Here is a 24,725-nt window from a genome sequence, read left to right on the forward strand (position 1 = left end):
GCAACCGGCCCTGCCGCGGCAACCGGCCCTGCCGCGGCAACCGGCCCTGTCGCGACAACCGGCCCTGCCACGACAGCTCTACGGAAAACACCGGGGAACCGGGGCGCGGTCTTCGAGAGCTGATCTGTCCCGTTACGGGAGCAGTCCGAGGCGAGTTCAGCTCCGAATCCCGGACATGAACCGTGCGAGTCACCAACATCGGCTGGGTGGTGCTGTTGCCGTACTCATCGCCCTGCTCGCGGTGGCGGCAGCCCTGACGGCGGGACATCTGGTCGCCGCGCTGACCGAACCGCTCGCCTCCCCTTACCTGGCGGTGGGCAACACGGCGATCGATCTGGCACCGCAGCCGGTGAAGGAACTGGCGATCGAGCTGTTCGGCACCGCCGACAAACTCGCGCTGCTGGTGGGCATGGGGATCGTGATCGCCGCACTGGCGGCGGTGGGTGGACTGGTGTCACGACGGACCCCGCTGCCCGGGATGACGATGATCACCGGCTTCGGTCTGCTCGGTATGGCCGCCACCGTGTCCCGCTCCAGCCTGGACCCACTGGCCCTGACAGCTCCCGTGACAGCCGCGCTGGTGGGGGTGGGTGCCTTTGCCTGGCTGCACCGCACTGCCTCGGTGAAGCCCCAGGGCGACGAGCCGACGTCGGCACAATCCGGACGAGACGCCGAGAGGGAGGACGCCGAACGGGAAGAAACGACCACGGAAGGCGCGGCCGGCGGACGCAGGCGCTTCCTGATCTCGGGAGTCGCGGTCGCTCTCGCTTCGGGGGCAGCGGGTACTGTCGGACAGCTGCTGAGCGGGGCACGTCGGGTCAGCAGGTCCCGGCAAGCCATCGGAGCACTGGAGCCGGACGTCGCGGCACCCCCGGTTCCGGTAGGAGCGGATTTCGCGGAATCGGGAACACCGACCTTCATCACGCGCAACGAGAACTTCTACCGGATCGACACGGCGTTACGTGTGCCGCGGGTACCCGCTTCGGAGTGGGGGCTGCGAGTACACGGCATGGTCGATCGGGAGTTGAACCTCACCTTCGACGATCTGATGAACCGACGACAGCTGCAGAAACCGATCACGATGGTCTGCGTGTCCAACCCGGTGGGCGGCTCCTACATCTCGACCGCCGAGTTCATCGGAGTGCCGGTCCGCGACATCCTGGCGGAGTCAGGGGTACGGGACGGTGCGGAACAGGTGCTCAGTACCAGCGTGGACGACTTCACCGCCGGAACCCCGATCGACGCGCTCACCGATCCGAACCGGGACGCGCTGCTGGCGGTGGGGATGAACGGCGGGCCGCTGCCCACCGAGCACGGCTTCCCGGTCCGCATGGTCACACCGGGGTTGTACGGCTACGTCTCGGCGACCAAGTGGGTGACCGATCTCGAAATCACCACCTGGGACGCTCGTACGTACTGGGAAAAGCGGGGGTGGGCGGAACGCGCACCCGTCAAGACCCAGTCACGCATCGATCGCCCCAAGGGCTTCGAGAAGACACCGGCGGGCAGGATCACCGTGGCGGGCATCGCATGGGCACCGCACACCGGGATCGAGCGTGTCGAGGTGCGAGTCGACCAAGGGGCCTGGCGAGCGGCGGAGCTTTCCGCCGCCGTCAACACGGACACCTGGCGCATGTGGCGGATCGAGCTGGATCTCCCGCCCGGCGGCCACAATGTGGAGTCCCGAGCCACCGACCGCTCGGGCTACACCCAGACCGCGAAACGTGTTCCCACGGTTCCCGACGGAGCCACCGGTCGGCACTCGATCTTTTTCACCGCCGAGTGACGCTGGCCACCCGAAAAACGGAAGAAAATTCGCCGATCCACCAATCGACACCTCACCCGACTCCGAATGCCGGGAAGAAATACTTCGGGGCCACCCCGGAAGCGAAACGAAGGGAAACGACCGATTCCGATGAACAACACGCGAGTGAAAACCGCCGTTACCGGCGCCGTGGCTTCCATGGCCCTGTTGTTGTCCGCATGCGGCGGAGGAGCCGAGAGCGGCGACCAGAATCAGAACGAGCAGAACCAGTCCGCACAGTCGCAGCAGAGCGGGGACCAGTCCGGGCAGGACCAGTCCGGGCAGGACCAGTCCGGGCAGGACCAGTCCGGGCAGGACCAGTCCGGGCAGGACCAGTCCGGGCAGGACAGCATGGGCGAGCAGGGCGTGACCACGGTCGACGACATCTACGGCCCGGCCGCCTCCAAGGTGCCGACCGACCCCAGCAACGAGGGGTCGGCCAAGGGCATGGTCGATGATCCCGTGGGTACGGCCGCCAGCAACAATCCGCTGCTGACCAGTCTGACCAAGGCGGTGAAGACGGCGGGGCTGGTCGACACGCTGAACAAGTCGGACGCCAGCTACACCGTTTTCGCACCGGCCAACTCGGCCTTCGAAAAGCTGGATCCCGCCACGCTGGAGGCGTTGCTCAACGATCCCGCCAAGAAGGAGCAGCTGACCAGCATTCTCACGTACCACGTGGTTCCCGAGCGGATGAACGCCGAGGAGCTCGGAAAGGCGGGCGAGGTCAAAACGGTAAACGGAAAGACCGTTCCGATCAGTGGCAGTGGTGAGAACATCAAGATCGACGGGGCGAACGTACAGGTCGGGAACGTTCCCACCGCCAACGCCACGGTGTTCGTCATCGACGAGGTGCTGATGCCTCCGAAGCAGTGATCGGTGCAATTCACTCCAGGACTTCGGATCGGTGGATCGCGAGTTTTCACCGATCCGAAGAATCCTTTTCGCACCCTTCGCACCCGCTTCCCCTCTCCGGGAGGGCCAGCCTTTTCGTAAGCCGACCGATGTCTTCGTCGTCGGCCCGCCACCGAAAACAATTCCCGACCCCGATCGCGTGCCGTACGAACGGCCCCCACCCCGCGGCAGACGTCCTGAGCCGGTGGATGGACAATCACACACCGTTGTCGCAGTAGTCGTCCGCTCGGGAGGTACGAGTGCGGGTCCTGATCACCGGAGGGGCCGGGTTCATCGGCTCCCACGTCGCCGAACGACTCACGACCGCCGGACACCAGGTCAGACTGCTCGACAATCTGCTGCCCAGCGCCCACGGAACCTCCGCGCGGGAAGCGCACACCCACGCGGCGGACCTCGTTGTCGGTGACGTGCGGGACCCCGAGGTGATCGGGCCCGCACTGTCCGGGATCGACGCGGTCTGTCACCACGCGGCGATGGTCGGGCTGGAAACCGGCCCGGCGGACACACCCGCCTACGTCGAACACAACGATCTGGGAACCGCGCGGTTGTTGTCGGCCATGACCGAACGAAGGGTCGAGCGGCTCGTGCTCGCCGGATCGATGGTTGTTTACGGGGAGGGGCGCTATCACTGCGCCGTTCACGGCGTCGTACGTCCGGGTCCGCGCGCCACCGAGGACCTGGACCGCGGCGTGTTCGAACCCCGTTGCCCCCACTGTGGCGGACTGCTCGAATCCGGGCGGGTACCGGAGGACGCACCGACCGATCCGCGCAATGTCTACGCCACCACGAAACTCACCCAGGAGCACCTGGTCGCTTCCTGGGCACGTCAGACCGGCGGACACGCCACGGCGCTGCGCTACCACAACGTGTACGGCCCGCGCATGCCACGGGACACCCCGTACGCCGGCGTCGCCGCGCTGTTCCGTTCGGCACTCGCACGCGGCGAGGCTCCCCGCGTGTTCGAGGACGGCGGGCAGCGCCGTGACTTCGTGAACGTGCGCGATGTCGCCGAGGCGAACCTCGCGGCGCTCGAACATCCTCCGCACGGTTTCGCCGCTTACAACGTGTGCTCCGGTGAGCCCCGCACCATCGGCGAAATGGCACGCGAGCTCGCCACTGCCACCGGCGGACCCGACCCCGTGGTCAGCGGACAGTACCGGCTCGGCGACGTGCGCCACATCGTCGCGGATCCGGAGCTGACCGCGAAGGAGATCGGCTTCCGCGCCCGGATCGGCTTCACCGAGGGGATCACCGAGTTCGCCAACGCGGCCCAACGCGGCGCATCCGACTGAACCAGGGAACTCGCGGCCGTGCGCCGCTACACGGCGCCCTCCCGTTCGACGCTCGCACGCAACGCCGCCGCGAATTCCGATTCGGGAATCGATTCGGCCACGCGATGCGCGTCCGGCACCGTGTCCACGTCGGAGAGTTCAACCAGTTCGTGGACCCGGAGTCCACGTTGTTCCAGGGCCGCTCCGGTCAGTTCCCCGGTCTCCGGTCGTGACATCGGGACGTAACCGAGCACTTCCGCGTCATGCGGTTCGCGCAGGCCGAGCGCCCACCACCCGCCGTCCAGAGCCGGCCCCAGGACCGCTTCCGGCCCCTCGCGGGAGCGCAGCGGCGCGGCCGACTCGGCGAGCAGTTCGGGAGTGACCTGCGGTGTGTCCATCCCGATCTGCAACACGGGCGAGCCGGGATAACGTTCCGCCACCTCGGCGTGGGCCGCGGCCAACCGCTCGCCGAAATGTCCCCCGCGCTGCCAGACCAGATCCATGTCGGCCATGGCGTCCGCGATCGCGTCACGACGGCAGGCACGCTCTACCTCACCTGTCCAGGCGATCACCGGATGAATCCCGGGGATACCGCGAACCGCGGTCAGCGTGTCCAACAGGCTCGCGGCGGCCACAGTGGCTGCCTGTTCCGGGGAAAGCGGTGGTGTGAGGCGTGTCTTGGCCAGCCCGGTCTCGGGAGCCTTGGCCACGACCAGTACGACCGTCGGATTCATCGCAGCACCTTGATCATGTCGCGTACCGCGCGAGCGGTTCCCTTCATCGAGCCGGACACCTTGGATCTCGTACCGCTTGTACGGGGGGAGTACCGGACCGGTAGTTCGCGTACTCGCCAGCCCGCACGTCCCGCTCGCAGCAACAGCTCGAGCGGATAGCCGAACGCGCGGTCCTGGATGTCCAGGTCGAGCAGTTTCACACGATCGGCGACCCGAACCGGAGCCAAATCGTGCACGGGCAGTCCGTTTCGACGGATCAGTGCCGCGATGGCGGCATTGCCCACCCTGACGTGCCACGCCATCGCCGAGCGTACGGTCGGCACCCGCTTCCCCACCACGAGATCGGCTTCCCCCTCGACCACGGGATTGATCAGTGCGGGAAGTTCGGTCGGCTCCACGGAACCGTCCGCGTCGAGTACGCAGATGACCCTGCCGCACGCGTGCGTCAGCCCGGTGTGCACGGCCGCGCCGTAGCCCGGCCTGGACTCGTGGACGACTCGTGCGCCGTGCCGGGCCGCCACCTCCGGCGAGCCGTCGGTGGAACCGTTGTCCACCACCAGGACGGGTACGGCAAGCCCCTCGACGATCGAGTCCAGTACCGCGGGCAGGGCCGCGGCCTCGTCGAGGCAGGGCAGCACCACCTCGACGTCGGCGGTTTCGTTCAGCGGTGGCCTGGGCATGGCTCCGAACTCCGGGTGGGACTCACTCGCACGATCGTGCCTGATCACTGTGGCTGACTCCTTTCGCGTGACACACGTTCGCTCGTCGCCGCTGGTGGCGACGGCCGGGCTTACTGCCGCACACTGCCACCGAACACTGTTCGTAGGCCGCCGGAGAAGGGGTTGGTGGCGAGCGAGGATCCGCGTCCTGGGGCGGCCGACCGTGGAAGCCGCTCGGAGCGAGGCAACCGGTGATCCATCGACTCGTCGCCCCTCGTCGGCAAGAGCCGGTGATCCCGTCACGATGGCACAACCGTGTATATCGTTCGGAGCACGCGCCCGTCCGCCTCAACCCGAAGACCTCACCCGAAGAAGTGATATCGCGAATTTGAAGGGATCCGAGTGGATTTCTAGACTGAGCCAAGACGAGCGGTTCGCCGTGAGAACCGACTTCTCTCCGATCACCTCTAAGGAGCGACCCGCATGCGGACAGTCACCGGCCCCACCGAGCGTGTTGTCGTCGTGGGCGCGGGACTTTCCGGATTGACCGCTGCGCTGCACCTGCTCGGAGCGGGACGCGAGGTGACACTCGTCGAGGCTGAGGATTTCCCGGGAGGCCGTGCGGGGCGGCTGGACATCGCGGGATACCGCATGGACACCGGACCGACCGTGTTGACCATGCCGGAACTTCTGGACGAGGCGCTGGCGGCGGTGGGTGAATCGGTACAGAACCGGCTGGAGCTGATACCGCTGGATCCGGCCTACCGCGCACGGTTCGCGGACGGTTCGAGTATCGATGTTCGTACCGACGCGGCGGCCATGGAACAACAGGTACGGGAGTTCGCGGGTCCCGACGAGGCAGCGGGTTACCGCCGGTTACGACAGTGGTTGAGCAGGCTCTACTCGGTACAGTACGAGACCTTCATCAATGCCAATTTCGACTCTCCGCTGAATCTGCTGGACCCGAATCTCGCCCGGTTGGCCGCGGTGGGCGGTTTCGGGGGGCTGCACCGCGGGATCGGCCGGTTCCTGCGGGACGAACGACTGCGACGCGTCTTCTCGTTCCAGGCCTTGTACGCGGGGGTCGCACCGCACAACGCGCTTGCCGCGTACGCGGTGATCTCCTACATGGACACGGTACGGGGCGTGTACTTCCCACGCGGCGGTATGCGAGCGGTGCCGGACGCGTTGGCCGCGGCGGCCGCCGGTGCGGGAGCGGTGTTCCGGTACGGCAGCTCGGTGACGGACCTGGAACGTCGTGGACAACGGATCACCGCTGTGCACACCGAGCACGGTGAACGCATTCCGTGTGACTCGGTGGTGCTCACTCCCGATCTTCCCGTCTCCTACCGGTTGCTGGGTCGTGCTCCGCGACGTCCCGTACGACTGCGCGCGGCTCCCTCGGCGTTGCTGATACACGCCGGGACGAACCGGGATCAGCCGGAACTGAGTCACCACACGCTCTCGTTCGGACAGGCGTGGAAAGGCACCTTCGACGAGTTGACACGTCACGGGAAGCTGATGAGCGACCCTTCGGTACTGATTACGAATCCCACTCGCAGCGACCCCTCACTCGCACCGGCGGGCAAGCACCTGCACCACGTGCTGGTTCCCTGCCCCAACCTGGACCTCGCCCGCCCCGATTGGGACGCCATCTCGAACGGCTACGCGCGAGAAGTGATCGACTCACTGCAGCACCGGCTCATGCCCGGATTCGAATCCTCGATGGAGGTCAGCCGCATAGTTACACCGGCGGACTGGGCGGCGCGGGGGATGCTCGCCGGCACCCCGTTCAGCGCGGCGCACACGTTCGCCCAGACCGGCCCCTTCCGCCCGAGAAACCTGGTCAGCGGCATCGAGAACGCGGTCCTGGCGGGCTGCGGAACCACCCCGGGCGTAGGGGTTCCCACCGTGGTGTTGTCCGGCAAGCTGGCAGCTCACCGAGTCACCGGGAACGGCCGAGGTGGGCGGGGAACTCGCCGTGCACCGGGCGTCGGATCGGCCGCACGATGAGCGAGCGGGAGCTGGACGCGGCCGGTATCCACTCGCCGGGGCTCCGGGCCGCCTATCGCCGGAGTCGTGAGCTCAACGCGAGACACGGGCGTACCTACTTCCTGGCCACACGGCTGTTGCCGCCGTCGCGCCGTCCGGCGATACACGCGTTGTACGGTTTGGCACGGGAAGTCGACGACATCGTCGACGAGCCACGGGGATCCCTCGAGCAACGGACCCGGCATGCCCGGATCGACGACCTGTGGGCGGAACTGGACCGGGGATTCGCGGGTGAGCGAAGCGAGCTCGCGGTGGTCAGGGCGGTGGTGGACACCGCGAACCGCTACGGGCTCGAACAGCGGCACTTCAACTCCTTCATGGCTTCGATGCGGCAGGACCTGACCGTCGCCGGGTACCGGAACCGCGCGGAACTGGACGAGTACGTCCATGGCTCGGCCGAAGTCATCGGTTTACAGGTGCTCCCCGTGCTGGGGACCCGGTGCCCGCCGGAGGAAGCGGCTCCTTACGCGGCGGCACTGGGAAACGCGTTCCAGCTCACCAACTTCCTGCGCGATGTCGGTGAGGATCTGCGCAAGGGACGCGTGTACCTGCCCGCCGACGAGCTGCTCGCTTTCGGCGTCGACGAGCCGAGACTGCGGCGCTGCCTGGAGACGGGGAAAGCGGATCGAAGGGTTCGCAGCGCACTCGCCGATCAGATCGCCCGTACCAGAGCGATCTACCGGTATGCCGCCGAAGGGATCGAAATGTTGGATCCGATCTCACGTCCGTGCATCGCCACGGCCTACACGCTCTACGGTGAGATACTGGATCGGATAGTGGAATCGGGGTACGACGTGTTCGCCAATCGTGTCTCGGTGTCGCGGTCACGCGGATTCGGTGTGGCGCTGCGTGGCACTGTTCCCGTAGTCACCGCCCGGATTCGGGCACGGTTGACGGATAGTGTCGGTCAGGTGTCGTCCAGTTCTGTGTTGGGTGGTAGGTAACCGATGGACTCGAGCTCCCCCGTTTCTGACGGGGAATTCGTGGTTCTGCTCGACGACTCGGGTGAGCCAGTGGGTACGGCACCGAAATCCGAAGTGCACCACGGTGACACTCCGCTGCATCTGGCCTTTTCCTGCTATGTCTTCGACTCCGCGGGAGAACTGCTGGTTACCCGTCGTGCGCTTCAGAAACGAACTTGGCCCGGTGTTTGGACGAACTCGTGCTGTGGGCATCCGGCGCCCGGTGAACCGATGGATGCCGCGGTGCGACGCAGGGTACGGGAGGAGCTCGGGATCGAGATCGGGACGCCGCGGCTGCGGTTGCCGAACTTTCGTTACCGAGCCGTCGACGTCACGGGGGTGGTGGAAAACGAGTGGTGCCCGGTGTACACGGCCGTGACCGACGAACCACCCGTGCCGGCCCCGTCCGAGATCGCGGACTGGAAACAGGTGGGCTGGGAGGACTTCGTGCTGCTGGCGATGCGAACCCCGTGGGCGATCAGCCCTTGGGCGGTCGAACAGGTTCCGCTGCTGAACACCGTGTTCGAGGAATCCTCGAACACGGTGGAAGCAGGGTAGGAGCCGAAGAGAACGGCGTGAGTTCGTCGACCGCGACCGCTGTTCGGCACGGCGGGCGAATCGGCCCGAAGTGATCGGGATACCTCGCGAGACCGGACCGCCCACCGCTCGCACGGTTACGTGAAAGCCGGTCAACCGCGGCAGGACGCCGAGTCAAATGCCCGCTACCACACGCGCTGGTTCTGCTACGAGTTCCATGTAAGGACTGCTGATGCCTTCCCGGTACCCCGTCGTGGGTGGTTTCGAGCAGAGCGCTCGACAGTACGACCGGCTGGTCGGAATCAACCCCGGATATCATCGCGCGCTGCGGCGATCGGCACGTCGGCTGCACCTGCCCGACGACGGCCGCGGACTGCGGTTGCTGGATGCGGGTTGCGGCACCGGCGCGTCCACCGCGGCACTGCTCCGAATCGCGCCGCGCGCGCACATCGTGGCCACGGACGCTTCCGCGAACATGCTGGCACAGGCCGAACGCAAGTCCTGGCCGGACAAGGTGGAGTTCGTTCACGCACCGTTGGACGGACTCGAAGAAGCAGGTGTGCGCGGACCGTTCGACGGGATCATGGCGGCTTATCTGCTCCGCAACCTCTCCGACCCCGATGCCGGGCTACGCGTACTGCGCGAGTTGCTCGCACCCGGCGCTCGCCTGGCACTGCACGAGTTCTCCGTGCGGAACCGCCCCGTCTCCCGACTCGTCTGGTCGGCGGTGTGTTGGAGCGTGATCATTCCCGCCGGTGAACTTAGTACGCGGGGCTCGGGAATTCACCCCTACCTGTGGCGCAGCGTGCTGAGGTTCGACTCGACCGAACAGCTCGCCGCGCGGATGCGTCGGAACGGCCTGGTCGGAGTACGTCTCGGCTCGATGTCGGGATGGCAGCGGGGCATCGTGCACACCCTGATCGGAAAGCGACCCGAGACGGCGGAAGCATGATGCGCGGTTTCACGACTTACCGATCGGCCGGTGACAACGGGTACGGTGGGCACGGACCTCCCGGGCTGGACCGCAGGGCGGTGCCGCATCCCCCACACGACGGCACGCCGGACACGAGTCATCTCGCGCGTGTTCCCCGGGTAGCGGTGATCGGCGGTGGCATCGCCGGACTCGCGACGGCCACCTGTCTGGCCGAGCGCGGCGTCGGGGTCACGGTGCTGGAAGCACAGGGTCGGTTGGGTGGACGTGTCGGTGGTTGGCGGACCACGCTCTCGGACGGCTCGGACGTCGGTATGAATCGTGGGTTCCACGCGTTCTTCCGGCAGTACTACAACCTTCGCGCACTTCTGCGGCGTGCCGATCCGGACCTTTCGGGACTGACCGCGCTTCCGGACTATCCGCTGCTGCACAGTGCCGGATATCGGGACACTTTCGCCGGGCTGCCACGTACTCCACCGTGGAATGCCCTCGCGTTCGTCGCACGAAGTCCCACGTTCAGCTGGCGTGACCTCCCACGACTCGGAACCCGTGCCGCGTTGCCGCTGGCACAGGTGTCGGTCCCGGAGATCTACGAGCGTCTGGACCATCTGGACGCGGACACGCTGCTCAATCGAATACGCTTTCCCCCGGCTGCCAAACATCTGGCGTTCGAGGTGTTCTCCCGCAGCTTCTTCGCCGCTCCCACCGAGCTGTCCGCCGCCGAACTGGCGACGATGTTTCACATCTATTTCCTCGGCTCCAGCGAGGGACTGCTGTTCGACGTGGCGGCGAACTCGTTCCCGGAAGCGTTGTGGAATCCGCTGGCTGAATACCTGGTCGAACACGGTGTGACCCTGATCACCGACACCCCGGTCAGGTCCTTGGAACGGGGATCCGACCGACGCTTCGCGGTACGTTCGGAGTCCGCGGGAGCACCAGAATCCGGTATTCCGGAATTCGACGCGGTGGTACTGGCCACCGACACCGCTGGGCTGCGGGGCATCGTCGGCAACTCACCCGATCTGGGGACGTCACGGTGGCGAACACGGATAGCTGAGTTGCGCGAGGCACCGCCGTTTCTGGTCTCCCGAGTGTGGTTGGACCGACCGGTTCGCCGGGACAGACCCGGTTTCCTCGGAACGAGTGGCTACGGGCCACTGGACAACATCAGCGTGTTGGAACGCTACGAGCACGAAGCCGCCCGTTGGGCGGGAGATCGCGGGGGTTCCGTGCTCGAGCTGCACGGTTACGCACTACCGGGTGAACCATCCCTCGAGAGCATGCGATCGCGGATGCTGTCGGAACTGGCCAGGATATATCCGGAAACCGAAGCAGCGGGCATCGTGGACGAGCGTCACGAACTGCGAGCCGACTGCCCGCTGTTTCCGCCCGGCGGTTTCGCGGAGCGTCCCGGGGTGCGAACGCCCGATCCGGCGCTGATGCTGGCAGGAGACCTGGTGCGTGTCGACCTACCGGTCGCCCTGATGGAACGCGCCGCCACAACAGGGATGCGAGCCGCGAACGAGCTGCTGCGCGGGTGGGGTGTGCGGGGACACACCCTGTGGAGCGTTCCCGACCGTGGCCGATTCGCCCTGTTGCGCGGTCTGGGAGGCTGAAACTCGAGTCGGTGGCCCACGAGGCGTACACACCGGCGATGGCCGGGAGCAGTACGGCTCCCGGCGCACTCAGCCGGGAAACCGCCCGGTGCTGCGCAGTTCGTAGCGCCGTTCGGCATAGGCGAGGTCGTCGGCCCACAACCGCAGTGCCACCCGTCGCATCAACGGGCGCAGCAAGCCTGCCGCGGGCAGCGCCATCCGGAACCCGGGACGTCGGGAGTAGGCGACCGTGGCCTCGATGACGGCGGTGCGCGGACCGCCGTCGGAACCGGTTTCCAGCGGTGTGGCGTGGGTTTCCACCACGCTACCGACCCCCTCCCCCTCAACGATGCGCATCACCACGGTACGCGGATCCGGGCAGTGGAAAGTGGCGGTTACCGGCACCCCGATCCCGCGGGACAGCCGGAACGAGACGAGCACCTCGAAGAAGTCCTCCTGCTCGCTGCTCTCGAATTCCGGGGCGCGCCGCACGCTGAGGTTGGCGAACGAGTAGGGATGGAACCACGAACCGTGCCAGGGATCCAGCCGATTGGCCACCACGTCGTCGGGTTCGCAGACACCGGTCGCGGTGGCCACTTCGGAGATGCTGTCACGCAGCGGTGGGCGGCGCGGCACCACCGGACGCTCCAGCGGCTGTTCCCCGCCGGAGTCGTCCAGGCGCACCCAGGCCAGCACACCGTCGTCGTAAGTGGGGAACGGCGTCCACCACGGACCACCGCGTTCGTCCAGTCTGAGCCCGTGCCAGCGGCAGACCAACTGTCCGCAGTCCACCGCTGCCTGCCCGAGCGGCGCTCCCAGATGCGGGCAGGCACCCGGACCCGCGTGCAGCGCGCCGTCCTCGGTACGCCACGCGACCACCTCGGTGCCGGCCACGGTACGGGCGAAGGGGCTGCGTCGGTCGATCTGCGCGCTACCCGCCAGCACGAACCAGTTACCGGACGGGCGCGCCCGGGCGCGTTTGAGGGCGGCCGCGATCAGCGAAGGGCGGGCCTCGCGCCATGTTCCCTCCTGCCGCGCCCAGTCGGAAACCCGCAACTTGCGAAGTGGCAGTGCGTTGCGTACCGAATTCCCGTTCGAGAAGCCGAACATGCTGACTCCGTTGCTCGATTGGGGGCGACGTCGCGCGAACCGGACGCCGCGAAGACTAACCTGCTGTCGGAGCCGAGGCACACAGGCTCACCGAGGACACGCCCTGACGCGAAAGCACCGCACCCGCGCGTGGAGCCGAGCTGCCACCGATGAACGGGACGACTTCGCCGCGAAACCCCGAAAGCCACTAAACCCTGGAACGGGCCATTCTCGAGTTACTCGACCGGAGCTTCCGGCCGGCACCCCCGTGCTTCGCGGAGCGACTCCGACACACTCGGTAATGTACCGGTACGCCGGAACGGCGTGGAGATCGACCCGATCAGTGTTCGTCCTCCAGGGTGCGGGCCGCGCGGCGCGCGCACTCCCCCAGGTCCTCGGCCGCGGCCGCCGCCTGGTCAAGCGCGAGGTGAACGGTGCGTTGCTCGGGCACACCGGGATTCTCGTGGCGTTTGGCCAACCCGTCCAACAGAGTCGCGAGACGTTCCCCGATCAGCGTGACCGCACGCAGCAGCTCGTGACTGAGTTCCAGGCCCGACGATGTGTCGTGCCCGGTGTGGAGCTCGTGTACGGCCTGGTTGAGCCTGTCCGTGTCATGGGCTATAACGCTCCACGACGGCGTGCTGGTCGTTCGTTTCGGCAACGTGCTCTCCAAACAACCGTGCGACGGTGAACGATTCCGATCGGCCACACGATCAGTTCCGCGACCGCGGACGATCCCCGGCGAGCCGGTTCGCGTCGAACTTGGTCGCGAGTCGGCGTCGCGGCACGGCAGCGCTGCCGTCGTATCACCGCGACCGGCCCACGCGGCGTATCCTCGCTCCGCTCCATCGAGGCATCGCGACTCCGGAGGTCGTGGCTTTCCGCCGGTGACATGAACGTACCCGCGAACGATTCAGATCACACTTTCGTATCGAATTCGGTTGCCGAACCACACCGGAAAGGAGCTCAACCGAGCGGATAGGGCGGATGAGTGGGACAGTCGGGGAACGCGAGAGCACACACCGCCGCGGCACACGCCACGACGAAGTCGCGATATCAAACGCCGGGATGGACGATGCGTGATGAGCCAGGAAAACCGGATCGTGGTCGGCATCGACGGCTCGGCCTCCTCATTGGCCGCACTGGACTGGGCCCTCAGCCAGGCCGAACTCACCGGCGCCACCGTGGAAGCCGTTACTGCCTGGGAATACCCGGCGTTCTACAGCTGGGAGGGTGGTGCGGTGCCACCCAGGGAGTTCGAGAACGCGGCCAGCGTCACCGTGGAGGACGCCGTGGACAACGCGGTGGACCGCCGGGCTGATCCGCCCCGGGTGCGTACCCACGTCGCACAGGGGGATTCCGCGCAAGTGCTCCTCGACACCGCGGCGGGCGCCGAGCTGCTGGTGGTCGGAAGTCGCGGGCACGGCGGCTTCGTCGGAGCGCTGCTCGGCTCGGTGAGCCACAAGTGCACCCATCACGCTGAGTGCCCGGTGGTCATCGTGCACGCTTCGTCCGAGCGGCGATAGCTCTCCGCACGCCCTTCACCGGCCAAGCCCTGGCCCCTTCGGCCACGTGGTCGACCCGATACGACCGCCACCGCGTGTCGAGCACGCCGAGTCCGGCACGTCGGGTCGACCACGTTCGTCGACCACCTCGTCAGCGCCGACGGCGCATCATCACCAACGTGCTCAGCCCCACACCGAGCAGCACGATCAGGCCGCCCGTGATCACATTGCTCAGCAGCATGCCCAGGCCGACTCCGCCTCCCAGAATGACGAACGGAGCGATGACGGCCCAAGCTCCCAGCAACGGGACCACCCAGGCCACGGTGTGGGTCCTGCTGTAAGCGGAGGCGAACCCGAGTGCCAGCACGGCCACTGTCAGTCCCACGACCAGATTGCCGAGCGCCACGTCGAAGCTGGTGGCGCTGAACTGGACAACCCATGGTGAGATCGCCAGGTAGACTCCCGCCAGCAGGGTGGCCCCCTCCAGGAGCTGTCCCTGCGGGGTTTCGCTCGCCTCCTCGTAGCGTGCCCGCATCTCGACGAGATCGGGATGCCTCTCGATCGAACCGGCTTGTGTCATCTCGATCACCTCTACCGTTCGCTGTGGCAACCGGCCCCCGCCGGCCACGTCGAACCCCTTGCGGCACCGCGCCGTTCATCCGGGAAACACGGACTGCCCTGCGCGACCCGTAAGGAGGGTCCGCACCAATACTGTGGACCCGAGTCGCGGAGATGTCCAGCGACAATGGTCCCTTGTATCGGGGAGGCACCGACGGGCGGAACCGGGTCCGAATCCACTCCCGAGGTATCACTCCGTCACGTCGCGTGACCGCCCACTGGGCAGTTCCGGTTCCCGCGGTTGCGGGCGTTCCGGCTCCTCGGCCTCACGGCGTTCCGCCTCGCGCAACTGCTCGGTCTCCTCCGGAGGGTCGGGCCACAGCGGGCTGCCGGGAAGCGGACGTCCGGCAGCACCGAGCTTGTTCATCTTCTTGGGAATCGGCGCTCCCTGGTAGGAGAGCGGTTCGGGGTGGCCGTGTTCGTCGGTGGGCCCGAGTGGCTGGTGCAACTCGATGACCTCGCCGTGCGGCAGTCTCTTGACGATGCCCGTCTCGATACCGTGCTCGAGCACCTGCCGATCGGCTCGCTGCAGCCCGATGCAGATGCGATAAGCGATGTAGTAGGCGGCAGGCGGAGCGAGCAGCACACCGATACGCCCCATCCAGGTCGTGGCTTCCAACGCGATGTCGAACTTGAACGCGATGATGTCGTTGGCACCGCTGAGCAGCACGATCACGAAGAAAGTGATCGCCATGGCTCCGAGGCCGGTACGCACCGGAACATCCCTGGGCCGTTGCAGCAGGTTGTGATGTGCCTCGTCACCGGAGAGCTTCCGCTCCAGGAACGGGTAGGCCAGTGCCAGGGTGAACACCGCTGTCATACCACCGATCAGCGGGAAGAACGGTGCCGGGATGGTTGCCTGCCCCCAGAGATAGACCTCCCACGGTGGCCACAGTCGACCCAAGCCGTCGGTCCATATCATGTACCAGTCTGGTTGCGAGGCGGCCGAGACCATCGAGGCGACGTAGGGACCGAGGTTCCAGATCGGGTTGATCTGGAATATCCCACCCATTATGGCAGTGACGCCCACGACCACCGCGAAGAAACCGCCCGCCTTCACCGCGAAGATCGGCATGATCCGCACTCCGACGACATTGCTCTCGCTGCGGCGCACGCCGGGAAACTGAGTGTGCTTCTGATACCAGACAAGAGCCAGGTGAACGGCGATCAGCCCGAGAATGATACCGGGGAGCAGAAATATGTGGATCATGTAGAAACGCGGAATGATCTCGTCCCCGACGAACTCGCCGCCGAAGAGCAGCCAATGCAGCCAAGTGCCGATCACCGGGATCGAAAGCGTGATTCCGGAGGCGATGCGAACTCCGGTTCCGGAAAGCAGATCGTCCGGAAGCGAATACCCGGTGAAGCCCTCGAACATCCCGGTGATGAAAAGCAGGATTCCCAGGATCCAGTTGGTTTCACGCGGCCTGCGGAAGGCGCCGGTGAAAAAAATGCGGAACATGTGCGCCACGATCGCCACCAGGAACAGCAACGCGGCCCAGTGGTGGATCTGCCGTGCGAACATGCCGCCGCGCACCTCGAAGGAGATGTTGAGTGCCGACTCGTAGGCACGTGACATCTCGACACCGCGCAGATTGGTGAAAGCGCCCTGGTAAGTCACCTCGGCCATCGAGGGATCGAAGAAGAACGCCAGGTACGTACCGGTCAACAAGAGCAGAATGAACGTGTAGAGCGCTATCTCGCCCAACAGGAAGGACCAGTGCGTGGGGAACACCTTGTTCATCTGCCGCCGCATGCCGGATGCCAGCTGCAACCGTTGGTCGGCCTCGTTCGCCTGGGCCGCAGCGGCGCGATACGCCCTGCTGGACTGCTTCGTAGGCCGCGTCAATCTGCTCATGACGACGATCACGCCTGCCTTTCGGACCCGTCCGGCGATCGACCTGACACTCGCTCGCCAGCGTAAACAGCCCTGTTCCGCTACGCGAGCCAGGAGCGGCACGCCGCTCGTCCACACCGCACGGTCGCCGGTGCTCTTCGGCCCCAGCGACGCCGAAAGGGGCACGCACCGCCCCCGGCGGTGGTGCGGGAAACCTCGACGAGTTGCGGAGCGGGATCGTGCGGGTAGCGTCGGCGACGTGACTCGCAAGTCGGCCCAGCTCGACGAACAACTGCACGAGTACCTGCTGCAACACGGACCACGCCCGGATACCCTGCAGCGGGAGTTGATCGAGGACACCCAGCGGTTGCTGCCCGACAGCGCGGACATGCAGATCTCACCGGAACAGGCTTCGCTGCTGACGCTGCTGGCCAAGGCGATTCGGGCGGAGTACGCGGTGGAGGTGGGGACGTTCACCGGTTATTCGGCACTGGCGATCGCGCGCGGCCTCAACAAGGACGGTCGGTTGTTGTGCTGTGACGTGAGTACCGAGTACACCGATGTGGCACGCCATTTCTGGCACCGGGCAGGTGTATCCGAACGGATCGAACTACGGCTGGCCCCGGCGCTGGACACCCTGCGCGGGCTGGAGAACACGGCCGTGATCGACCTGAGTTTCATCGACGCCGACAAGACGGGCTACATCGCGTACTGGAACGAGATCGTGCCGCGTACCCGCTCCGGGGGCTTCATCGTGGTGGACAACGTGCTGGCCGGTGGGCGGGTGCTCCACGAGCGACAGGACGAGAGCGCCCACGCCATCCACGAGTTCAACCGGTACGCGCTGCGGGACCAACGCGTCGAGTTGACCATGCTGCCGATCAGCGACGGGATCACGTTGGCAAGGCGGCACTGAGCGTTCACCGCCCCGGCTCCTGTGCGGTCCGAACACTACGGACCGGCGCGGCGGCACTCGCGTTTCCCGACGAGAGGTCTCCGCCGTGGGGGTTTCGATCTCCGGTGAACCGGGTACGAAACGCTGAACGGCCCCAGACGGTGGAAGGACGAGGATGACACATCCGGAACCGGCAGGTCCGACCATGGCCAGCTTCCTGGAACAGGTCCGGCAGCAGGCTGAGTTGTCCGACGGCACCGCGGCCGACCGACTGGCGCGTGCGTCGTTACGCGCGCTTTCCGAGCGACTTGCCGCGGGGCAGCTCTACGATCTCGCTCCGGCTCTGCCCCCGGAACTACGGGAAGAGCTGTATCGGTTCGAGGGGCAGGCGGTCGCCTTCGACAGGGAGACCTTCCTCGACCGGATCAGCGGTGAAATCGACACGGTCGATCTCGACGTGGTGGAACGGCGGGTCGAGGCGGTGTTCGCGGTGCTGCTGTACTGGGTCCCCGAGGAGGAGATCGAGGACACCGTCGCACAGCTTCCTCCCGATCTCGCCGAGATGCTGCGCGCCGCGGGCGAGTAACGCGTCCCGGGACCGACGGTGGTGGCTCGTCGAGCGTTGTGAGGTCGCCACGCGTGGCCGTCGCTCCGGCCCGGGTTGCCCACCAACGTGGGGTCAGACGTTTCCGGTGGGTGCCACGGCCACATCGATCACATCACCGGCGGCGGCGAGCAGTTCGGGGTCGACCCCGTCGTCGACGACGAGCTTGTCGTAGTCCCCCAGCGGAGCCATGCGGTGCAGCGCCTTGCGCGGCATCTTGCTCGAATCCATCAGCAACACGCTGGTGGCCGCCGCGTCGAGCATGGCTCGTTTGACCTGCACCAGCTCGTGCTCCTGGTGAAAGGTCATCGTCGCGTTCATCGCCGAGGTGGACACGAAAGCCATGTCCACCGACAACGCTCCCACCGCCTCGATACAGGGCAACCCCAGGAAGGAGTCGTGGGTGGCCGAGTAGTTGCCACCGAGGCAGATCAGGTGCACGTCGGGCAACGACTTGAGCTCCTGGATGACGGGGAGGTAGTTGGTGGCGACCGTGAGCGGCCCCACGCCCCCCAGCAGTCCGGCCAGCGTCAGCGCGGTGGTGGAGTCGTCGAGCAGGATGGAGGAACCTGGTTCGACCAGCCGCAGCGCCGTCCTCGCGATCGCGTCCTTGAGTTCCCGGTTGGCCCCCATCCGGTACTCCGAACTGCCCTCGAAGACGGTGGAGGGTTGTGCGGAGACGCCACCGTGGAACTTGCGCAGCAGCCCACGCCTGGCCAGTTCGTCGAGATCACGGTGCACGGTCATCAGACTCACGCCCACGAGATCGGCGAGTTCGGCCGCGCTCGCGGAACCACGTTCCAGGACGTAGTCGACGATCTGCTGCTGACGCTGCTCCCGCGAACGCGCCCCTTTGGATGTCCTGCTCATTCCTCACGCTCACTCGAGGGCACCGCGAAGGCTGTTCGACCGCGGAGGTGCCCGGGATCCCGCCCCGGACAACGTATCAATCGCGACCACCGAGCCCGGTGGTCGATCTCCGATCGGCATCGAACACGCCACCACTGGGTACGTCTAGCGGGCGGAATCGCTTGCCCTCGGCCCGGGAGAGCTCCTCGTGACCTACGTAATCACTCAGCCGTGCGTGGACGTACTCGACAGGTCCTGCATCGACGAATGTCCGGTGGACTGCATCTACGAGGGAGAGCGGATGCTCTACATCCATCCCGACGAGTGCATCGACTGCGGGGCGTGCGAGCCGGTGTGCCCGGTTGAAGCCATCTACTACGAGGACGACGTGCCGGACGAATGGGCCGAATACACCACGTTCAACACCGAGTTCTTCGAGATGGCCGGACTCGGCTCCCCCGGCGGAGCCGCCAAGGTCGGCAGGGCGGGACGCGACGTGACACCCGTGGCGGAATTACCGCCGCGGGACTGATCCGTTCCCGGATAAAGCGGTGAAACTTTCGCGACTCACTGCGACCGCCTGATCGCCAAACGTGTCCGAGGGCGATACGGTCTTGCGGAGAAGGACGGTGCGTGCTTCCGGTGAGCCGACCAGTGACAGCGCCGTTGCCCCGCCACGAGACGCCGAGAGCACGGAAGGACTTTGGCCGGTGACCTCCCATCACCCGAACGGTCGCTCCCCGGAACGAATACTGCTGGTCAGTGCCGATATCGGTGAGGGGCACAACGCGACGGCCCGGGCCATCGAGGAGGCGGTGCGACGACTCTGGCCCGGATGCGAAACAGCACGTCTGGACACGTTGCGGATGATGGGTCCGGCAGTCGGACCACTGTTCCGATGGATCTACGTCCGCAACGTGGAGTCCACCCCGTGGTTGTACGACCTGTTCTACGACGCGCTGTGGCGGTGGCACTGGTTCGCCACCGCTTCTCGACGTTTCGTGGGAGCCTGGGTCGGACCACCGCTTCGCCGTCGAATCCGACGGTGGGAACCGGATCTGGTGATCTCGACCTACCCGATGGCCACTGCCGGGCTGGATCGGCTGCGTCGCCGTGGCGAGCTGGAGAAGCCGGTTTCGGCCGTGGTTTCGGACTTCTGCCCGCACCCGTTCTGGGTGTACCCGGAGATCGACCTGCACTACGTGATGAGCGAAGCCAGCCTGCGAGCGCTCCACCGTGCGCAGCCGGACGCCACGGCGGCCGTGAGCGTACCTCCCGTTTCCGCGGCGTTCCGTCCCCGCGAAAGGGAGGAGGCCCGGCGGTCGCTGGGCATGCCGACCGAGGGGTTTCAGGTCCTGATCGCGTGCGGCTCGCTGTCGTTCGGTTCGGTGGAACGCGCCGTGGACGCGGCGCTGGCCGAATCCCGCGTCGACCGGGTGATCGTGGCGTGTGGCCGTAACGAGCAGCTGCGCGCGCGACTTGCGGAACGCGACACCACCGAGCGGAGCTTGTTGGCGCTGGGCTGGTGCGACGACATGCCGGGGTTGACGGCCGCGGCGGATGTGGTGATCTCCAACGCTGGAGGTGCCACCGCGTTGGAGACGATGGCCTGCGGCCGCACGGTGATCATGTTCGAACCGATCGCCGGACACGGTCGAGCCAACGCGGAACTCATGGCACGAGCGGGTCTGGCGGAACTGTGCCCGACCTCCGAATCGCTGGCGGCGACGCTGCACGAACTCACCACCAGCCCCGAGCGACTACGACGGGACGAACAGCGTGCCCTGGAGCAGGCGACCGCGGGCGAGTTCACCGAGCAGGTGGCCGCGCTCGCCGAACTGCCCAGGCACCGCGGCGCGCGACGGTTGCGCTCCTCCGACCGGTTCTTCGTGCACGCGGCGGACGCGGTGGTACCCCAGCAGACCGGTGCCGTGCTGCGACTGCGGGAGGCGCCCGAGGAGAGAACCGCCGAACAGTGGGCCGGGCACCTCGCCGAGCTGATCGAACGACGTGCCCGTTCGCTGCCGATGCTGCGCAACACCCTGGTCCAACGAGGCGTTCGCGGCCCGCGGTGGCACACCGTTCGGCGTATCGAACCGTGGCAACATCTGGATCATCGCACCGCACCGGAACGCGACGAGGTGGTGCGGGAGTTCTTCACCGCAGCGGTACCGACGGATCGCCCTCCGTGGCAGCTGAGGGTGCTGCGCACGGACACCGAAACGTTGATCCTCGCGAAGTTGCACCACGCGCTGGGTGACGGCATCGCGGTTACGAACACCCTGGTGCGCTTGCTTCGTGACAGCGCCGACGAGCGGGAGCGGGATTCACCGCCCTCGCGCGACGAGCGAGAAGCCACGGCGTCCGCCGCGCTCCGTTCCCTCGTCACTTCACGGGGACGCACGGTGCTGACCGTGGCGCGGGGAATGTGGAAGCTGGCCACGGCGGGACCGGCGCCGCGGAGCCCGTTGGACGGGGACAGCACCTCCGGCCGGGTGTTCGACACCGCGGAGCTACCCACCAGCGAAGTACGCGCGCAGGCACGCGCTCGCGGCATCCCCAGCAGTGTGCTGCTGATCGGTTTGACCGCCGAGGCGCTGCACCGCACGCTCGCCGAACGAACCGGCACCGGTCCGGGACAGCACATGCGGGTGATGGTGCCGCGTACCACGCGTTCACCTCGGGACACACCGACGGTGGAGATGTTCGGGAACCACACCGTCGCGGTGTCGGTGGACCTTCCCGTAGGCCCCATGGACACGGAGCAGCGTTTGCGTGAAGTGGCGGAGCGGCTGAACGCGGGACAGCACGACGGGCAACCGGCGGCGGCGGGCATCGCCATGGCGGCGCTGGGGACGCTTCCCACTCCGCTGCATCGGCCGTTGGTTCGGACGATCTATCAGCGTCGATTCTTCAACGCGCTGGTCTCCGCCATGCCGGGCTCGCGTCGCCCGCCACGGGTCTGGGGGGCGTTGGTGGCAGAGGTGCTGCCGATCCTTCCGCTCGCTCCCGGGGTCGGAACGGCGATGGGGTTGATCAGCTGGGGCGATACGGTGGGTGTGGGAATCACCGCCGACGCTCGGCTGGAGTGGCTTCCCTCCCGGCTGTGCGAGCAGCTGCGCTCCTGCTTCCGGGAGTTGCGAGACCTGGCCGACTCCACTCCGCGGCCGGGGACCACCCGTGAGGAAGCGCAACGTTGACCGCGACGGGGGCCTGGTTCACGATAGCGGTTCCGGCGGCGCTGGTCGGCGCCGCGAGTTTCGGCATGGCCAGCGCGGTACAGCAGCGGGCCACCAAACAGGTGCCAAGTATCCGGACTCTCAACCCACGCCTGTTGCTGGAGTTGGTACGCAAGCCGATATGGCTGGCCAGTGTCGGCACGGTCATCGTGGGCCTTTCCCTGCAGGTCGTGGCACTGGCCTACGGCCCGTTGATGCTGGTCCAGCCGCTGCTGGTGACCAGCGTGCTGTTCGCCGCCCTGCACGCGGCCTGGCTGGCGCACCGCAAGCTGGACCGGATCGTCGTACTGGGAGCGCTCGGGTGCATGAGTGGCCTCGCCGCTTTCCTGCTACTGGCGCGTCCGGTGGGCGGTGACGAGACCATAGAGCCACAGGCGATCCCGCTGGCGGTGCTGCTCGGAGTGATCACGGTGGTGTGTCTGTTGGCCGCTTCGCGTTTCCCCGGCGAGATCCGGGTGATCGCGCTGGCGTTGGCGACCGGGGTGATCTACGGGGTGACCGCGGGGCTGATGAAGGTGGTGGCGAGTCAGTTCCGCGCGGGTGGCTTCGTCGAACCGTTCCAGCACTGGGTGCTCTACGCGGTGTGCCTCGTCGGCCCGTGTGGTTTCCTGTTGAGCCAGAACGCCTTTCAGCAGGGAAAGCTGATCTCCCCCGCTCTCGCGGTGATCACCACCGTGGACCCGCTGGTGGGGGTGGCGATCGGAATCGGCTGGTTCGGCGAGGAGGTGGTCTCCACTCCGGCGGTGCTGGGGGGTCAGGCAGTGGCCGCCGTGGCGATCGTCGGCGGAATCGTGTTGCTCACGCATCGGGGTGAGTCGTTGCGGAGGGAGATCGAGAACAACGACTCACTCGGTGATGGTGGAACAGTGACCTGGGGGTAGCCACTCCCCCGACCGAGGACGGTACCCGCGGGATCGGTTCTCCCTCACCCACGGGGATGGGGTTGCCGAAGGAAAGGCAGGTGAACGAATGCGGTTCGGTCTCGACGGGCGAACGGTGCTGCTGACCGGTGGATCCTCCGGGATCGGCGCGGCCACCGCGAGGTCGCTGGCGCGGCGGGGGTGCGAACTGATCCTGGTCGGCCGCCACGAACGCGGGCTGCGGCACGTCGCGGAGATGACCGGAGCTCGGACCGTGACGGCCGATCTCACCCGGTCCGAAGAACTCCCCCGGGTCGCCGACGTGGCGGCCGGGGCGGACGTTCTGATCAACAACGCCGGAATCGGCTGGGCCGGGGAGTTCACCACCATGCCGAGCGAGCACGTCCACCGATTGCTCGCCGTGAACCTGGCGGCGCCGCTGGAGCTGACCCGCCTGCTGCTGCCCGACATGCGGCAGCGTGGCGGTGGACACGTCGTTTTCGTCTCGTCGATCGCCGCCGTAGGAGTGCGCGACGAGGCCGTCTACTCGGCGACCAAGGCGGGACTGCGTGCCTTCGCAACCGGGTTGCGGCACGAGATCGGCGATACCGGCATCGGAGTCACGACCGTACTGCCCGGCGCGGTACGCACTCCGTTCTTCCGGCGACGCGGCAGGGCCTACGAACGCGGGTTTCCCCGACAGGTCTCGGCCGAGCTGGTGGCTTCCCGGATCGTGAGGGCGATCGAACAGGGCAGCCGGGAGAGCTTCGTACCCCGCTGGCTGGGCGCGGCGTCCCGGCTGCAGGGGGGTATGCCCGGCACCTTCAACCGGCTCAACGGGCTGTTCGGTCGTGACCGCTGACCGATCGCGCGCCCCTGGCCCCCACAACAGCGAGAGTTCGCTCAGGCCCCGCGGCAAGAGTGCTGTTGCGGGGTTCGGAGCATGCCAAGGTCAACGCGCACCGCTACCGAGCGGGTTCCAAATCGGCCGTAGCACGTTGGACAACAGACCGGGAGCCCCGTTGCCGATCCGCAGTCGGATTCCGTGACCACGCAGCTCCCTGCGGAACCACAACAACGAGACGAGAGCGGCCGAAGCCACGAGTCCGTAGGACCCGATGGTGCTCACCAGCAGGAACTGCCCCACCGTGTGCTCGGCGAGCATCCAGAGCGCGGCGACCCCGTTGGCGATGAACACGGCGGCCCACAGCAACGACACCCGGCGGAAGAATCGTCGCAGTACGGCGTGGCCCATCAGGGCGGGTGGAAAGACGCAGAAGTCGTCGGCCAACCGTGCGAGGAAGGTTCGTTCGAACGGCAGCGTGGCCAGCAGCGCGGCCGCTATCAGGAAGTTCTGCAGGCTCGGCTGCAGGAAATACAGGAAGGCGCTCTGCGAGAGCAGACCGACAACCGTCCGTACCGCCAACAGTGCCGTGGTCAACAGCAGCACCGCGGGGATCCGCGCGCGCAACACCAGTCGGCACACCACAGCCGCCAGCGCCCATCCCAGCGCCGCCAGCAGCCCTCCCGTCAGATCGGTCAGCTGTAGCAGCAGGTAGAACAACCCCAAGGGCGCGAGGGTGGTCTCCAACAGCTTCTTGCCCGCGTGTGAAAGATGAGTCCGGAGCCCGTCCAGCTGGACGGTCGTCGGATTGTGCATGTTGACCTCACGCGGCGCGTGCGGGATCGGGGCACCCCGCACCGACGCCGTGGACGGTTACATCGCGCTGTTGAGAATGCGACGAGCCGCGCGATGGACTTCGTGTCGA

The 24,725-nt window shown here is 66.8% G+C and carries 24 protein-coding genes; 15 read left to right on the forward strand and 9 right to left on the reverse strand.

The window, feature by feature from the left end:
* The first annotated feature begins 175 nt into the window (after positions 1-175).
* From BM150_RS17900 to BM150_RS17910, 3 genes are all read left to right on the forward strand, one after another.
* On the forward strand, positions 176-1,786 hold the full coding sequence (locus BM150_RS17900) for a molybdopterin-dependent oxidoreductase (RefSeq protein WP_092928469.1): 1,611 nt from the start codon (positions 176-178) through the stop codon (positions 1,784-1,786).
* A 129-nt stretch (positions 1,787-1,915) separates the two neighbouring features.
* Entirely contained in the window at positions 1,916-2,680 is a 765-nt protein-coding gene (locus BM150_RS17905) for a fasciclin domain-containing protein (RefSeq protein WP_092928470.1), read from the forward strand.
* A gap of 278 nt (positions 2,681-2,958) precedes the next feature.
* The gene (locus BM150_RS17910; RefSeq protein WP_092928471.1) at positions 2,959-4,011 is read left to right on the forward strand and encodes an NAD-dependent epimerase/dehydratase family protein; all 1,053 of its coding nucleotides are present in this window, start codon (positions 2,959-2,961) and stop codon (positions 4,009-4,011) included.
* A 26-nt stretch (positions 4,012-4,037) separates the two neighbouring features.
* Here the strand turns inward: BM150_RS17910 and BM150_RS17915 are convergent, their stop codons facing one another.
* Together BM150_RS17915 and BM150_RS17920 are read right to left on the reverse strand one after the other, a co-directional pair.
* Entirely contained in the window at positions 4,038-4,724 is a 687-nt protein-coding gene (locus BM150_RS17915; protein WP_092928472.1) for a TIGR04282 family arsenosugar biosynthesis glycosyltransferase, read from the reverse strand.
* Entirely contained in the window at positions 4,721-5,404 is a 684-nt protein-coding gene (locus BM150_RS17920) for a glycosyltransferase family 2 protein (protein ID WP_092928557.1), read from the reverse strand. Before BM150_RS17920 ends, BM150_RS17915 begins: the two co-directional genes overlap by 4 nt.
* A 462-nt stretch (positions 5,405-5,866) precedes the next feature.
* Here BM150_RS17920 and crtI point away from each other — a divergent pair, with 462 nt between their 5' ends.
* From crtI to BM150_RS17945, 5 genes are all read left to right on the forward strand, one after another.
* Entirely contained in the window at positions 5,867-7,396 is a 1,530-nt protein-coding gene (crtI, locus tag BM150_RS17925; protein ID WP_092928473.1) for a phytoene desaturase family protein, read from the forward strand.
* A complete protein-coding gene (locus tag BM150_RS17930) occupies positions 7,393-8,379 on the forward strand; it encodes a phytoene/squalene synthase family protein (protein WP_092928474.1) in 987 nt (328 codons plus the stop codon). The genes crtI and BM150_RS17930 overlap by 4 nt, the downstream gene beginning before the upstream one ends.
* A 3-nt stretch (positions 8,380-8,382) precedes the next feature.
* On the forward strand, positions 8,383-8,955 hold the full coding sequence (idi, locus tag BM150_RS17935; RefSeq protein ID WP_092928475.1) for an isopentenyl-diphosphate Delta-isomerase: 573 nt from the start codon (positions 8,383-8,385) through the stop codon (positions 8,953-8,955).
* A 211-nt stretch (positions 8,956-9,166) separates the two neighbouring features.
* The gene (locus tag BM150_RS17940; protein WP_092928476.1) at positions 9,167-9,886 is read left to right on the forward strand and encodes a class I SAM-dependent methyltransferase; all 720 of its coding nucleotides are present in this window, start codon (positions 9,167-9,169) and stop codon (positions 9,884-9,886) included.
* Positions 9,886-11,481 (forward strand): FAD-dependent oxidoreductase, encoded by a 1,596-nt coding sequence (locus BM150_RS17945; RefSeq protein WP_092928558.1) that lies wholly within the window; start codon positions 9,886-9,888, stop codon positions 11,479-11,481. The genes BM150_RS17940 and BM150_RS17945 overlap by 1 nt, the downstream gene beginning before the upstream one ends.
* Positions 11,482-11,550: 69 nt before the next feature.
* Here the strand turns inward: BM150_RS17945 and BM150_RS17950 are convergent, their stop codons facing one another.
* The 3 genes from BM150_RS17950 to BM150_RS25300 form a co-directional block, all read right to left on the reverse strand.
* Positions 11,551-12,570: a Rieske (2Fe-2S) protein gene (locus tag BM150_RS17950; protein WP_092928477.1), complete on the reverse strand. Its 1,020-nt coding sequence runs from the start codon at positions 12,568-12,570 to the stop codon at positions 11,551-11,553.
* 319 nt (positions 12,571-12,889) lie between these two features.
* Positions 12,890-13,210, reverse strand: coding sequence for a hypothetical protein (locus BM150_RS17955; protein ID WP_092928559.1), 321 nt, complete (start codon positions 13,208-13,210; stop codon positions 12,890-12,892).
* Positions 13,211-13,515: 305 nt separating this feature from the next.
* On the reverse strand, positions 13,516-13,590 hold the full coding sequence (locus BM150_RS25300) for a hypothetical protein (RefSeq protein ID WP_139219584.1): 75 nt from the start codon (positions 13,588-13,590) through the stop codon (positions 13,516-13,518).
* Between the two features lie 41 nt (positions 13,591-13,631).
* On the opposite strand from BM150_RS25300, the gene BM150_RS17960 reads away from it, so the two are divergent.
* A complete protein-coding gene (locus BM150_RS17960) occupies positions 13,632-14,075 on the forward strand; it encodes a universal stress protein (protein WP_092928478.1) in 444 nt (147 codons plus the stop codon).
* Positions 14,076-14,205: 130 nt separating this feature from the next.
* Here the strand turns inward: BM150_RS17960 and BM150_RS17965 are convergent, their stop codons facing one another.
* Both BM150_RS17965 and qcrB read right to left on the reverse strand, forming a co-directional pair.
* Positions 14,206-14,634: an SPW repeat protein gene (locus BM150_RS17965; RefSeq protein ID WP_245755579.1), complete on the reverse strand. Its 429-nt coding sequence runs from the start codon at positions 14,632-14,634 to the stop codon at positions 14,206-14,208.
* Positions 14,635-14,862: 228 nt separating this feature from the next.
* Positions 14,863-16,530, reverse strand: coding sequence for a cytochrome bc1 complex cytochrome b subunit (gene qcrB / locus BM150_RS17970; protein WP_092928561.1), 1,668 nt, complete (start codon positions 16,528-16,530; stop codon positions 14,863-14,865).
* A gap of 238 nt (positions 16,531-16,768) precedes the next feature.
* Here qcrB and BM150_RS17975 point away from each other — a divergent pair, with 238 nt between their 5' ends.
* Positions 16,769-17,425 (forward strand): O-methyltransferase, encoded by a 657-nt coding sequence (locus BM150_RS17975; RefSeq protein ID WP_092928479.1) that lies wholly within the window; start codon positions 16,769-16,771, stop codon positions 17,423-17,425.
* A gap of 154 nt (positions 17,426-17,579) precedes the next feature.
* Positions 17,580-17,990 (forward strand): DUF2267 domain-containing protein, encoded by a 411-nt coding sequence (locus tag BM150_RS17980; RefSeq protein ID WP_092928480.1) that lies wholly within the window; start codon positions 17,580-17,582, stop codon positions 17,988-17,990.
* Positions 17,991-18,083: 93 nt separating this feature from the next.
* On the opposite strand, the gene BM150_RS17985 is transcribed toward BM150_RS17980, so the two are convergent.
* The gene (locus tag BM150_RS17985) at positions 18,084-18,878 is read right to left on the reverse strand and encodes a DeoR/GlpR family DNA-binding transcription regulator (protein ID WP_092928481.1); all 795 of its coding nucleotides are present in this window, start codon (positions 18,876-18,878) and stop codon (positions 18,084-18,086) included.
* Between the two features lie 187 nt (positions 18,879-19,065).
* On the opposite strand from BM150_RS17985, the gene fdxA reads away from it, so the two are divergent.
* The 4 genes from fdxA to BM150_RS18005 all read left to right on the forward strand — a co-directional run bounded on the left by fdxA (position 19,066) and on the right by BM150_RS18005 (position 23,818).
* Positions 19,066-19,389, forward strand: a complete 324-nt coding sequence (gene fdxA / locus BM150_RS17990) for a ferredoxin (RefSeq protein ID WP_092928482.1) — start codon at positions 19,066-19,068, stop codon at positions 19,387-19,389.
* Between the two features lie 178 nt (positions 19,390-19,567).
* Entirely contained in the window at positions 19,568-22,057 is a 2,490-nt protein-coding gene (locus BM150_RS17995; protein ID WP_092928483.1) for an MGDG synthase family glycosyltransferase, read from the forward strand.
* Complete coding sequence (locus BM150_RS18000; protein WP_092928484.1) at positions 22,054-22,977, forward strand: DMT family transporter; 924 nt, start codon at positions 22,054-22,056, stop codon at positions 22,975-22,977. The genes BM150_RS17995 and BM150_RS18000 overlap by 4 nt, the downstream gene beginning before the upstream one ends.
* 88 nt (positions 22,978-23,065) lie before the next feature.
* Positions 23,066-23,818 (forward strand): SDR family NAD(P)-dependent oxidoreductase, encoded by a 753-nt coding sequence (locus tag BM150_RS18005; RefSeq protein WP_092928485.1) that lies wholly within the window; start codon positions 23,066-23,068, stop codon positions 23,816-23,818.
* 90 nt (positions 23,819-23,908) lie between these two features.
* On the opposite strand, the gene BM150_RS18010 is transcribed toward BM150_RS18005, so the two are convergent.
* Positions 23,909-24,616, reverse strand: coding sequence for a VC0807 family protein (locus tag BM150_RS18010; protein WP_245755580.1), 708 nt, complete (start codon positions 24,614-24,616; stop codon positions 23,909-23,911).
* Positions 24,617-24,725 lie beyond the last annotated feature (109 nt).

Source organism: Actinopolyspora alba, from assembly GCF_900112765.1.
GTDB lineage: Bacteria > Actinomycetota > Actinomycetes > Mycobacteriales > Pseudonocardiaceae > Actinopolyspora > Actinopolyspora alba.